This window comes from Geotalea uraniireducens Rf4 (assembly GCF_000016745.1).
GTDB classification, from domain to species: Bacteria; Desulfobacterota; Desulfuromonadia; order Geobacterales; family Geobacteraceae; genus Geotalea; species Geotalea uraniireducens.
The window spans coordinates 5,018,085-5,031,375 of sequence record NC_009483.1 but is presented as its reverse complement, the minus strand read 5'-3'; the positions used below and the strand labels follow the sequence as shown (position 1 = coordinate 5,031,375).

7 protein-coding genes are annotated in these 13,291 nt (G+C 58.9%); 4 read left to right on the top strand and 3 right to left on the bottom strand.

The window, feature by feature from the left end; all coding sequences use genetic code 11:
- Positions 1 to 120: 120 nt before the first annotated feature.
- Positions 121 to 468, bottom strand: a complete 348-nt coding sequence (locus GURA_RS22080) for a YtxH domain-containing protein (RefSeq protein WP_011941114.1) — start codon at positions 466 to 468, stop codon at positions 121 to 123.
- Positions 469 to 1,086: 618 nt separating this feature from the next.
- Here GURA_RS22080 and GURA_RS22075 point away from each other — a divergent pair.
- From GURA_RS22075 to GURA_RS24835, 4 genes are all read left to right on the top strand, one after another.
- Positions 1,087 to 10,227 carry a GH36-type glycosyl hydrolase domain-containing protein gene (locus GURA_RS22075; RefSeq protein ID WP_041245613.1) on the top strand — a complete coding sequence of 3,047 codons (9,141 nt, stop codon included), beginning with the start codon at positions 1,087 to 1,089 and terminating at the stop codon, positions 10,225 to 10,227.
- A gap of 46 nt (positions 10,228 to 10,273) precedes the next feature.
- Positions 10,274 to 10,780: a hypothetical protein gene (locus GURA_RS22070; RefSeq protein WP_011941112.1), complete on the top strand. Its 507-nt coding sequence runs from the start codon at positions 10,274 to 10,276 to the stop codon at positions 10,778 to 10,780.
- A gap of 134 nt (positions 10,781 to 10,914) precedes the next feature.
- Positions 10,915 to 11,172, top strand: coding sequence for a DUF3553 domain-containing protein (locus GURA_RS22065; protein ID WP_011941111.1), 258 nt, complete (start codon positions 10,915 to 10,917; stop codon positions 11,170 to 11,172).
- Positions 11,173 to 11,310: 138 nt separating this feature from the next.
- Positions 11,311 to 11,463, top strand: coding sequence for a hypothetical protein (locus GURA_RS24835; protein WP_198134503.1), 153 nt, complete (start codon positions 11,311 to 11,313; stop codon positions 11,461 to 11,463).
- A 154-nt stretch (positions 11,464 to 11,617) separates the two neighbouring features.
- On the opposite strand, the gene GURA_RS22060 is transcribed toward GURA_RS24835, so the two are convergent.
- Together GURA_RS22060 and GURA_RS22055 are read right to left on the bottom strand one after the other, a co-directional pair.
- The gene (locus tag GURA_RS22060) at positions 11,618 to 12,757 is read right to left on the bottom strand and encodes a M20 family metallopeptidase (protein ID WP_011941110.1); all 1,140 of its coding nucleotides are present in this window, start codon (positions 12,755 to 12,757) and stop codon (positions 11,618 to 11,620) included.
- Positions 12,754 to 13,266 (bottom strand): GNAT family N-acetyltransferase, encoded by a 513-nt coding sequence (locus GURA_RS22055; protein ID WP_011941109.1) that lies wholly within the window; start codon positions 13,264 to 13,266, stop codon positions 12,754 to 12,756. Before GURA_RS22055 ends, GURA_RS22060 begins: the two co-directional genes overlap by 4 nt.
- Positions 13,267 to 13,291: the final 25 nt, after the last annotated feature.

Here is a 13,291-nt window from a genome sequence, read left to right as displayed (position 1 = left end):
GCAGGCTTTTACCTTAAACAAGGAATCATTGCCACGCTTTTCGAAGCATGTGGAAACTATCCAAATCCTTTGTCAGAAGAAGTCCGGACGGGTCTGAAAACTTCAAATTTGCAACCGGCCTCAGCCGATCATCTGTGCCAACCGGTGCTTCTGCTTTTCAAGCTTTACCTGCCCCTTTTCAATGGCTGTCAGTAGTTCTTTTTTTGCCTCCCGGGTCATTTCCTGCCCATTGCGCAGGATGAGGGCGGCCTTTTCTCCTACCGTATCGGCAAAATCGGCGATGTTGTCGGCGAACTCGTGGACGGTTTTGTCGGTCTTGCTCCCCATCGTTTTTGCATAGCGGACGATATCCTTGCGTGTTTCCTTGCCGGCTCGAGGTGCGAGCAACAGGGCCAGCCCGGCCCCGACGATGCCGCCGCCAACGAATTTGAGGGCATCTGCCATGGTATTGGTGTCTTTGTGTGCCATTTCCGTGCCTCCTGTTAGTATGGTTTATTTCAAGTCAGCGTTGTCCGGTTTGGTTTTTGCTTACGTCCCGTAGGGACAGAATACTGGTAGCCGGGGAATTCATTCCCCGGTCATCCAGGCGAAATATCATCACGTCACGTACGTGACGTGGGGAAATATAGCATCTCATCCGGGGGATGAATCCCCCGGCTACATTCAAACGCCCCTAATGGGGCTTAACAACCTTGATGCACAAACCAAACCGGACAACGCTGATTTCAAGTAAAGTATAGCGCAAAAATAAGAGAAGGAAATGGGGGCAAGCCGAGGATGGTAATATGATGAAAAATATATGATCAGTCCGCACCTTGATATATTTATCGCCGAATTAATTAACTATCTATTAACCTGATAACGGCGTAAGGTGAGAAGTTGACCTATCTCCTTAAATTATATTCTCTAAGGCTTTCCGGACTTTCCTTTAATTAGGTTTTATCCGGTTACCGATCATTTGCCTCCACCTCTCTGCTAAATCCTCTGGAACAGCCTATACAGTTCCTTTCTGAGTGAAATCCCATCACGTGAAATCCTTCGCAATGGCTTGAAAGCTCAGACTATGTGGTACGTAAAGGACAAAAAGTGGGTGTAGGTATTCTCATTGGCTACTTCGCAAAAAATAATGATGCTCGTGAAGCCCTCCGGGCGCTGGCGCGGATGGGCTTCCGCCGCGCCGTACTGGTGCACAAGGCCGCGAACGGAGATGTTCGCATAACTGATCCCTTCCTCTGGCGCCGTGCTTACGGCGTGACCCTGGCTGTTATCCTGTCCGGCGGGCTCGCCGAAGTCGCTTCCCTCGTCCTGCACCGGTTGGGCTTGCTTCCGAGCGGGAACCTTTTTACGCTGACTTTATTCCCGGCAGTGGCCTCAATCGGCGCCCTGGCAGCTCTACTATGGCTACGACGCTCCAGGTACGGTGTTGAACCGTGGGTCATGCGTGATCATGCCCGCTGGCTCGTGTCCGGGGAATCCGTCTTGATTCTCCAGGCACCGGTCGAGTCGTTACAGCGTCCGGTGGCAATGATGCGGGAAAGCAGCGATATCCCTCCGGCGCTGTTCGTCCTGCATCCCAAGGCTGAGCGACGGCTAGAGGCTCGGGGGCCCGCGATAAAGCTCTCCCCGACACAGATTCAGGAGCATGCCCGGCGCCATGCCGGCGAACAGCAAGTGGACACAAGGCCCCAGCATACTACCGAGCTGCTCAAGCGTCTCAAGCAGTCACGGAAATGGGCCCATCAAGTCTGTGTGGATCTCACCGCGGCGAGCCGCCTGGAACAGAAAGCCACGCCGGCCGCCGACTGGATCCTTGATAACGAGTACATCCTGGAGGGTAACGCCCGCGATGTCCTGCTTAACCTTCCCCGGCGCTTTTATCAGCAGCTGCCCGCACTGGCCTCTGATCCCCACCGGGGGTTGCCGTGCATCTACGGTCTGGCCAAGAATCTCGTCTCCCATAACGAACTGCGCCTGGACCGGGAAAATATCCTGGCGTTCATCGAGGCCCACCAATCCATACGCACGCTGACGATAGGCGAACTCTGGGCAATTCCCCAGATGCTGCGCGTTGCACTTATCGAAAGCATCCAGAGTCTGGCCGTTACTGCCCTGGCGGACCTGCGCGAACGTCAGTTGGCCGACTTCTGGGCGAACCGGCTGATCGCTGCCAATCGCCGCGGTTCCAACCAACTCTTCGCGATCCTGGCGGAACTTGCGCAAGCGGAGCCGTCTCCCACCCCGTATTTCGGTAGCCAGCTGGTCGGCCTGCTCTATGACGAGGCGGCAGCATTGGCGCCGGTCCAGAGCTGGCTTGAGCGCACGCTCAAAACACCCCTGCACGACCTCAACCTGCGTGAGCAGAACCGGCAGACCAGGGCGCAGTTGTCTTGCGGCAACGCCTTCACCAGCCTGCGCCAGCTGGCCCTGCTGGACTGGCGGGAGATCTTCGAGAAGCTCAGCCGGGTGGAACAGATGCTGCGCCGCGATCCGTCCGGGGTCTATGCCGGGATGGATTTCGCAACCCGTGACCGCTGTCGTCGGGCGATTGAAGAGGTCGCCCGCGCTGCTGCTCAAAGCGAGGAGCAGGTCGCGGGGCGTGTCATCGAGCTGGCAACGCAGGCCCACCGTGGATCAGCAACCGATAAACGGGCTAGCCACGTCGGCACCTGGCTGGTCGGGGAGGGGCGCGCGGAACTGACCCGGCTGCTCGCCTGCCGTGAAACGCACCGTTACCGCGCCCTGGAATGGGTCTATTGCCACCATGCCGCTGTTTATGCCTTTGGCATCGGCGGCTTCTCTGCTTTGCTCTTATCTTTGGTCGGATCAGCCGGATCGGTCCGACTGGCAGGACTTTTTCTGCTCCTGCTGATCCCGGTCAGCCAGCTGGCGATCGAGGTGGTCAATTACCTGATCACGCGATTTCTGCCGCCCCGGCCCTTGCCCAAGATGGATTTCGAGGATGCGGGGATTCCCGATGCATTCCGCACCCTGGTGGTCGTGCCGATGATGCTGGTGAACGCTGAGACGGTACGAGCCGAGGTGGAGAAACTGGAGATCCGCTACCTGGCCAACAAGGAAGCAAATCTGCTCTTCAGCCTGTTCACTGACTACACCGATTCTGTTACGCTTTCGCGTGAAGACGACAGTCGGCTGCTCAAGACCGCGAGCGGATGTCTGGCAGAGCTAAATCTTCGCCATGGTGCTGAGCGATTTTTCCTCTTCCATCGGGAACGCACCTGGAGCGAATCCGAGCAGAAATTTATCGGCTGGGAGCGTAAACGGGGGAAGCTGGAGGAACTGAACCGCCTGATCGACGGCACGCGGCCGGAAACCTCAGCACGCCTGGTCCATGTGGGCGACCCGGATCATCTTACGGACGTTCGCTTCATCATCACCCTGGACAGTGACACCCAGTTGCCGCACGCTACGGCCCGCAGGATGGTCGAGACCCTGGCGCATCCCCTCAATCAGCCGCGCTTCGATGGGTTGGGTAACATCTTGGCCGGCTCCTACACCATCATCCAGCCAAGGGTGAGCCCGACCCTGCCGAGCACGAGCGTCTCGATCTTCAGCCGGCTCTTCGCCGATGCGGTCGGCATCGACCCCTATACCCAGGCGGTCTCCGATGTCTATCAGGACTTAAGCGGAGAAGGATCGTACCATGGCAAGGGGATCTATGACGTGCGTGCCTTCAGTCGCGTGCTGTCGGGACGGTTCCCGGATGAGTGGGTGCTGAGCCACGACCTGATCGAAGGGGCTCATGTCCGGGTGGGACTGGCCAGCGATATTGAGCTCTACGATGAATTCCCCCAGGGTTACCAGAGTTACAGCAGCCGTTCCCATCGCTGGATTCGCGGCGATTGGCAGATTGCGGGGTGGGTTTTCCCGCGCGTTCCACAAATTTCAGGCGGTCACGGGGTCAACCCGCTTTCCCTGCTCAACCGCTGGAAGATCTTCGACAACCTGCGCCGCAGCCTGTTGCCTGCCACGAGCCTGGGCCTGCTGATGGCCTCCTGGCTCATTTCTCCGAGAACCGGCGGGATCGCCGCGCTGGTGGTTGGCATGCAGCTCCTCTTTCACCCCTTGGCGCAGCCCTTCACCATGGCTACCACCCGCAAGGGGTGGAAATACTTCTCCCCATCCAAGCTTCTGCACGACCTGCTGCGGGCAACCGCAGATGCTGCGCTGTTGCCGCACCAGGCAGCGGTGGCCCTGGATGCCATCGCCCGGGTCTGCTACCGTCGCTTGATCTCCCGACGCGGGCTTTTGGAGTGGACGGCCCAGGCAACCCATTGGAGCGCCTCCCGCCGGCAACCGCTCTTCGTCGCCAGCCTGGCCATGGGGAGCATCTTCAGCGCCATCGTGGGCGGGGCGATCTGGCGCGTTATGCCGGCCAGCCTCCCACAGGCCGCCCCATGGCTCGTTTTGTGGTTTCTTTCCCCGCTGCTCGGCTGGCTCCTGAACCTGCGACCCGTTGAACAGCAGCAGGCACAACCGCTGCCGGAAACGGACCGCCGCTTCCTCAGACAGGTCGCCCGGCGGACCTGGCGCTATTTTTCGTCCTTTATCAGCGCCGACACCTCCTGGTTGCCGCCCGATAACTATCAGGTCTCCCATCAGAACCGCCTGGCCATGCGAACCAGTCCGACCAACATCGGCCTCTGGATGACCAGCGCCTTGGGAGCCCATGACTCCGGCTACCTGACCATTAACCAGGTCGTCGAAAAGCTGACCAACACCATGGCAACCATCGGCCGTATGGAGCGCTATGAAGGGCATCTCCTGAACTGGTACGATATCCAGACCCTGGTTCCGCTCGAACCTCGCTACGTCTCCACCGTTGACAGCGGAAACCTGCTGGGTGCGCTGTGGGCACTGGAGCAGGGGCTTGACGAACTGCTGCACGTCCCCCTCCTGGATGGCAAGGCCTTCGCCGGCCTGGCCGACACCGGCGAAATTATGAAACAGGACGCCGTCTTAGAAGGGATAACCGGCATTTATCGCCAGACACTCGACCAACTACTGATTGAGTGGCATGCTCCGCCTTCCGGCATCGACGAACTGCTATGCCTGCAACGTCGGATGCAGATCAATGTCAGGTCTGTTGTCGCCGCCGCTGGGGCTGTCCCATGGGCCGCTGAGCTTGAACAACAGGTTTCGGCCTGGGTTCAGAACACAGACCGCTATCTCACCTGGATCGAAATCCTGGCTGAAAAAACAGAGCAGGAACTCACGCAGTTTGGGCCTGCGGCCATGCTTGCCATCCGTCAGGACCTGATGCAGGCGCCATCGCTCTTCGCACTTGCCCATGGCCGGCTCGGCTCGATCCAGATCCTCAAAGCGATCCGGGAGGACTCTCTCCAGGCCGGTGCACCTATCTGCCCGTGGCTCGACCGGGTTATCGAGGCCTTCGCCACTGCGCAGTGGCTGGCCGGGGAAACCCTGGGGATGGCTGAGCGGTTGATAGTCAACGTCCGCGAGCTGTCAGCCGGGATGAGCATGCGATTTCTCTATGACATCAAGAGCAAGCTGTTCGCCATCGGCTACAACGTCTCTTTGAATCGTCCGGACGTTTCCAGTTATGATCTCCTGGCCAGTGAGGCGCGGCTCGGCAGTTTCGTCGCCATTGCCCGGGGCGACGTCCCCCTGGAACACTGGTTCTCCCTGGGTCGCCCCTACGGCGCTATCGGCCGGCAGCGGGTGTTGCTCAGCTGGACCGGGACCATGTTCGAATATCTGATGCCGCTCTTGTTCCAGTGCTCCTACGGCAACTCGCTCCTGGACAAGGCCGCCCGGGAAGCAGTGACGGTTCAGATCGCCTACGGCCGCACGCGGCGTGTGCCGTGGGGTATTTCCGAATCCGCTTTTGCCGATCTTGACCTGGACAAGACTTATCAGTACAAGGCCTTCGGCGTGCCAGCGCTCGGTTTGAAACGCGGCCTGGAGGAAAAGCTGGTCGTCGCTCCCTACGCCACCCTGCTCGCACTGAACGTGGCGCCGAAAGAAACCGTGCAGAATCTGAAACAACTGGCCGGGCTGGGGCTGCTCGGTGATTACGGTTATTACGAGGCCATGGATTTCAGCCGGCAACCGCAGCGTGAGGGGAGACGCGGTGTTGTAATCGAGGCGTATATGGTTCATCACCAGGGGATGGCGTTCCTGGCGTTGACCAACTTCCTCCATGGCAACCCGTTTCCGCGCCGTTTTCATAGCGATTCGCGGGTGCGTGCCTTTGAGGCCCTGCTTCAGGAGCGCATCCCGACCCTGCCGCCGTTACACCTGATCTCGACGCGGCAGAGTGAACCTCTGCTTCCGGGCGGAGACTTGGTCGCGCCGGCAGGAAGCACCTTTACCACTCCCCATACCACCACGCCCAAGAGTCTCTTGCTCAGCAACGGCCGCTATGGCTTGATGATCACCAACAGCGGCGGCGGCTACAGTCAGTGGGAGAGCCAGGAACTTACCCGCTGGCGGTCGGATCAGACCTGCGATAGCCAGGGAACCTTCTGCTACATCCATGAGGCCGATCCGGATCGTGTCTGGTCCAGCACCTGGCACCCGGTTGGCGGGAAGGTTGAAGGGTATTCCGTAGACTTTGCTCTCGACCGGGCCGTATTCCGCCGTGCCGATAACGGTGTCCACACCGAAACAGAGGTGATCGTCTCGCCGGAAGACGATTTGGAGGTGCGCCGGATCACCCTGGTCAATCGCACCAATCGCGTCCGCCGCCTCAACCTTACCAGTTATGTTGAACTCTCCATGGCGCCTCACAATGCGGACCGTCAGCACCCGGCCTTCAACAAGCTGTTCATCCAGACCGAAGCACTCCCCGAGCAGCAAATACTCCTCGCCTACCGGCGACCGCGCAGCGCGAACGAACTGCCGCTGTATGTGGCCCATTGCTTGACGCTTGAGCACACGGGGGATGACAGCCCGCACGAAAATGTGTGGCAGTTTGAAACCGACCGGGGGCGGTTCATCGGCCGCGGCCGGACCCTGGCCAATCCCATGGGAGCCGTGCAAGAGCTCGGCAACAGTCAGGGTTTTGTCCTTGATCCTAGCTTAAGCCTGCGACGGAGTCTCACCCTTGAGCCGGGCCAGCGCGCCCGACTTTCCCTGGTACTCGCTGCCGGGGCAACCCGCGAGCAGGTCCTGCTGCTGATGGATAAGTACAGCGACCCCCATGCGACCGAGCGGGCCATGGATTTCGCCTGGCGCTCGGCCCAGCAGCAGTTGCAGGTGCTGCACATCCAGCCTGACGAAGCGCGTCGCTTCCAGCAACTGGCAAGTCACCTGCTGTTTCCCAATCACCTCTTGCGGCCACCAGCCGAACGCCTGGAAGAGAACCGCAAGGGCCAGGCAGGATTGTGGCCCTATGCCATCTCGGGCGACCTGCCGATAGCGCTGATCACCATTAGCGAGGCGCGGGATATCAGCCTGGTCCGCCAGATGCTCCAGGCCCACACCTATTGGGGTTCGCATGGCTTGGCGACCGACCTGGTGATCCTCAACGAGGAGGCCGGGGGTTATGAGCGGCCGCTCCAGGAACGGCTGGAGCAGTTGATCCAAGCCCATACCCTTTCTGCTGCGGCTGATCGGGCGGGGGGGATCTTCCTGAAGAGTGCGGCGCAGATCCAGGAGGCGGATTTGAATCTCCTCAAGGCCGCAGCCAGCGTCGTGCTGGTGGCGGCACGCGGCACGCTACCCCAGCAATTGGGGATGCCGGTGGAGGCTCCCGAACTGCTGGAAACGCTGGCCCGGAAGCGTGCTCCCCGGGAGCCCTCGGCCCCTCTCCCCTTCATGGAGCTGAACTACTTCAACAGCCTGGGCGGTTTTACCCCGGACGGGCGTGAATACGCGATCTATCTCGGCCCGAACACCAACACCCCGGCACCTTGGGTGAACGTCATCGCCAACCCGACCTTCGGCACCCTGGTCAGCGAAACCGGGTCCGGTTTCACCTGGTATGGCAACAGCCAGCGCAATCGCCTGACCGGCTGGTCGAATGACCCGGTGCTGGACCCGGCAACAGAGGCGCTCTATATCCGTGACGAGGAGAGTGGCGTCTTCTGGTCGCCGACCGCGGCGCCGATCCGTGAGGAGACTGCCTATCGGGCTCGACACGGGGCGGGCTATACGGTCTTCGAACATAACAGTAACGGCATCGAGCAGGAACTGACCGTCTTCGTACCGGTAGATGAGAGCGGGGGGAAGCCGATCAAACTGCAGCGCCTGCGGCTCACCAATGCCTCCTCCAGAAGGCGCCGACTCTCGGTAACCTATTATGTGGAATTGACCCTCGGCGAAAACCGCGAAACCTCCCAGATGCACGTCATGACTAACTGGGATGACGAAGCCCATGCCTTGCTGGCGCAAAACCGCTACCACCCCGAGTATGGAGAGCGGGTCGCCTTCGCGGCCATCACTCCCCACGCCGACTCATACGGCGGCGACCGCACCTCTTTCATCGGCCGCAATCGCTCGCTGGCTAACCCGGCGGCCCTGGAGTTGACCCGGCTGTCACAACGGACCGGGGCGGGGCTCGACCCGTGCTCGGCACTCAGGGTTTGCCTGGAATTGGCTCCCGGCGAGCGACGTGATATCACCTGCATGCTGGGCCAGGCCGGGTCGGTAGTGCAGGCCAGGGAGCTGGTGTTCAGCTACCGGGAGGATCAGGCATTTGAGGACGCATTCGATCAGACCAGGGCCTGGTGGGATGCACTGCTCGGCACGATTGAAGTGCACACCCCCGAACTGGCCGCCGACCTTCTGATCAACCGCTGGCTTCAGTACCAGTCCTTGAGCTGCCGTATCTGGGGACGTTCAGCCTTTTACCAGTCAGGCGGCGCCTTCGGTTTTCGCGATCAGTTGCAGGATGTCATGGCGTTCCTTTACGCCAGCCCCGACCTTGCGCGCGACCAGATCCTGATGGCCGCCAGCCGGCAGTTCAAGGAGGGGGATGTCCAGCATTGGTGGCATGAACCTGCCGGCGCCGGGATTCGTTCGCGTATTTCCGACGACCTGCTTTGGCTTCCGTACGTGGTCGCACAGTACGTCCGAACGACCGGCGATTCCGACATTCTACAGGTGGAGGTTCCCTTCCTCAACGCCCCCCAACTGGCAGACGATCAGCACGAGGAATTCTCCACCCCGGAGGTCACCTTTGAACGCGCCACGCTCTTTGAACACTGCCGGCGCGCGGTCAGCCGCGGCCTGACGATTGGGCCCCATGGCTTGCCCCTGATGGGGACGGGGGACTGGAACGACGGGATGAATCTGGTGGGCGCGGCAGGGAAGGGGGAGAGCGTATGGCTCGCCTGGTTCCTGTGTGATTCTCTGCAGGGGATGGCGGAACTGTCGAGCCTCCTGCAACAACCTGAGCTGAGCCGGACCTATCAAGAAGAACGGATAGCTTTGATTAAGCGGGTCGAGCAGGCCGGTTGGGACGGGGAATGGTATCTGCGGGGGACTTTCGATGATGGCACCCCGCTTGGCTCCGCCCTGAACAGGGAGGCGAGGATCGATTCCCTGCCCCAATCGTGGGCGTGGCTTTCCGGCGCAGCCGACCCGGAGCGCGCGGATCAGGCACTGGAGTCGGCCTGGAACCATCTCGTCCGCGAGGATGAAGACCTGGTGCTGCTCTTCGAGCCCCCCTTCGACATTGCAGAGCCATCACCAGGATACATCAAGGGGTATCCCCCCGGGGTACGGGAGAACGGGGGTCAGTACACCCACGCTGCCCTCTGGATGGCCATGGCCATGGCCCGCAAGGGGGATGGGGGGCGGGCGGTGCAGCTGCTGCGCATGCTCAATCCGATCGAGCACGCCCGCGATGCGGCAGCGGTCTGGCACTACGGGGTTGAGCCCTACGTGGTCGCGGCCGACGTCTACCGGTTGCCCGGCCGGGTTGGTCAGGGGGGGTGGTCCTGGTATACCGGTTCGGCAGCATGGATGTACCGGGCCTGGGTAGAAGAGGTGCTGGGCTTACAGGTGCGGAGTGGGCAGCTGCGGGTGAACCCGGTCATCCCCGCAGCGTGGCCGGGATTCAGCATCAGTTATTGTCACGGTGAAACGATCTACGCGATCCAGGTGGAGAATCCCCACGGCTGCGAGCGCGGTGTCGCCTGGGTGGAGATGGACGGCCAGCGCGTGTCCGGTGGAGTGATCCCCTTGGAGCGGGGACTGGTAAAGCATCAGGTTGTCGTCCGGATGGGGAATCGGGAGTAGACGATGCAAGGTGTAATAAACTATTCAAAAGAAGGAAAAGGGAAAAATGGATAGAGTAAGAATTGGCTGCAACTATGAAAAGCAACCCCTTTGGAAAGTGATCCTTGGTGTCCCACTCATTTATCTACCGATTATTACGACCGTACCGTTCGTGGTTATCGGGGTTTTTCTGATTAAAACGCATCTGAAATATGTCGGCGGCATGGACATTAAATCGTATTGGGATTTTGTCCCCACCTGGATTTCTCATCGATATGGAAATAAAGAACATCCAGTCATCAACATTTCCCGGCTTCATGTGGCGCGCTACAGGTTCTTCTGGATCTTCAACTGCAAGCTCTACTGTCCATTGAGTGTCGCTCTCTTCAGGTACGCTGTGTATTTGGTGAAAATAGTGGAAAACTGGTGGTGTCCGTTTGCCCATGACCAAAAACGGGAATACGCGGAAGGCGCTGTCGACAAGTCCTTTTGGCATGTAGATCCAGCGGAGCTCGAAAAGCTGCATCCCGACGACAAACAAAACCCGATCTGGAATGAGAAGGGAGAACCGTAGCTCGTTTCTGTCCTGAAAATAGCAATTGTCGGGTATGAGCATGATTAAGCTGGGGATCAAGGCTTGATGTGTCGGATATTGTATCCACATGGTCAAGTTACGACCCATAGGCCCTTTAAATGAGGTAATAAACAATGACGATCAAACGCGGTAACGTTGTAAGCCACACAGTAGCGCATGAATGGGGTGTCGGTAAGGTGGTGGAGGTAACTCCCCTCAGGGCAACGATCCAGTTCAGTGATGGAATAATCAGGAAAATTTCCTCCTCCTATTACGCAACCCTTCAACCAGCCGACCCTGCTTCGTTTTTGCCACCTGCCGACAGCGTGCCGGTGCCAAAGGCTCGTGCGACCACCAAAAGAGAAAAAAAGGTGAAACAACCGGTTGTTTGAGTAAACACCGCTAAAACGGCACGATGTAGCCCGTGGACGGGGCTGATTTATTCATGGTCGCTGGAGCGAACAATAAATTTGCCATCTTTTCCTCAATGATATACCTTCCCCTTACTAAATTCTGCAGGAGGTGACAACATGGCAAAACCAAATTTTCAATTTCAGAAGCGTCAGAAAGAATTGGAAAAGAAAAAAAAGAACGAAGAAAAAATGCAGCGCAAACTGGAAAAAAACAGTATCCAGCCAGCAGAGGACCCAGATCAGATTCCTGAAGAGGGCGGGACTCTATAGGAGACCGTCTGACTTAAGTAACTCGGCTGCAAATCCGTCTGGACGGTCCATATTACGCCGCTTTCTTGGTCAATAGAACGACTATTGACCTGCCGACGAAATCTGGCCTCGCCCAGCCGAATTTTCGCTACGATTTATTAAGTCAGACAGGCTCCTAGCCTCCCCCACGCGTTCCCAGGCAGAGCGCCGCATAGATGCGGGCGGCTGCTGACAGTTCGTCAAGGATGACCTGTTCGTTGGGCGTATGGGCGGTTTCCAGGGAGCCGGGGCCGAGAATGAGAGGTTTTGCCCCTGCAGCAAAAAAGAGATTACCGTCGGAATGGGAGCGGAAGGCATCCAGGCGGAGTTCCAATCCCATTTGTGGATAGATTTCCCGCAAAATCTGGTTCAGACGGTTGTCGGTCTCAAGGTTGTAGCCGGATGATGCGAAATCAAAGGTGACCTGCAGATCCAGGCCGGGTATGAACCGGTCGGCGCCTGCGACTATCCGGCGGATCGCCTCCTGTAGGTCGGCCGGGTCTTTGTTGGGCGGAAGATGCAGATCGATCCAGGCCTCACAACGATCGGGAACGACAAAGCCCGCACGCGACGAACTCATCTCCCGAATTGAATAGACGATCTCCGATGTCTCCCGGTTGAACAGAGAGTCGTTCCCCAGATGCAGCAGAACCCTGAGCATGGATTCCACGGCGTTGTGCCCCAGCTCGGGTAGGGAGGAGTGGATCCGGTGGCCGCGGGTGACGAAACCTGCTTCCAGGTAGCCGTAATGGGCGAAGCAGGCTGCCAACCCTGTCGGCTCGCCGATGACGACCCAGGGGGGACGACAGGACTCAAGGAAGGCTGCGCTGCCGTCGCCGTCTTCTTCCTCACCGACTACCAACAAAAGTCCTACCGGTGGAAGCTCCGACTGATTGAGGGCCTCGGACAGGGCCAGCCAGGCTTCGACCATGGCGGCGCATCCCCCCTTCATATCGGCGCTTCCCAGCCCGCGGATGACTCCATTTTCCTCCTGCGGACCGAGTGCCTCCAGATCCCAGGCCGGGACCGTATCCACATGGCCGACCAGGTAGAGCTGCGGTTCCGCTTTGCCCATTGTAGCGCGCAGGTTGTAGCGGTCTTCTTCCACTGCCAGGCGTTCCACGGCAAAACCGGCCCGGCTGAGGTATTCTTCCAGGTAGAGCTGGATGTCCTCTTCCTTGCCGGACGGCGAGTAGATGTCGAGCAGCTCAAGAAACGTTTTCCGCAACCGCTCGGGACGGATCGCCCGCCAGACTTTTTCCAAATGGCTGTTCATGGCTTCTTCCCAGGCTTATTCTTCGCCTTGCGCGTCAGGTTGAGGGACATGTACACGTGCTCTTGGATGTTGCCGAAACCCTGTTTCTGGAAGAAGCGGATGGCCGGCTGATTGTCGGCGGAGGTGTCGATGATGATCATCCGTACCCCCTGTTCCTTCATGCGGCGCTTGATTTCCTTGAACAACCCACTTCCTACGCCCCCTTGCTGAATATTCCTGCGGACCCCCAGCCAGACCAGGTAGCCGTATTTCCACGGCGAATTGTGCTTGTCCACCGTTGTCCCCAGGGCAAACCCGAGAATCTTGTCCCCGGCTTCCGCCACCAGGCACAGTTCGCTGTCCGAATTGAAGAGGGTGATGATCTCGTATTCGTCCCAGGTGCGGTAAAGGCTCTGGGAATACTCGGCGGTAAAGATCTCCTCGCCGATATGGAAGACCTCCGGAAAATCGTCGATGGTTATCCCCCGGATGCGGAGCGTTTCTTCACCGACTGATGTTTTTTCTGACATGATATAACCTCATGGCGATCAAAAT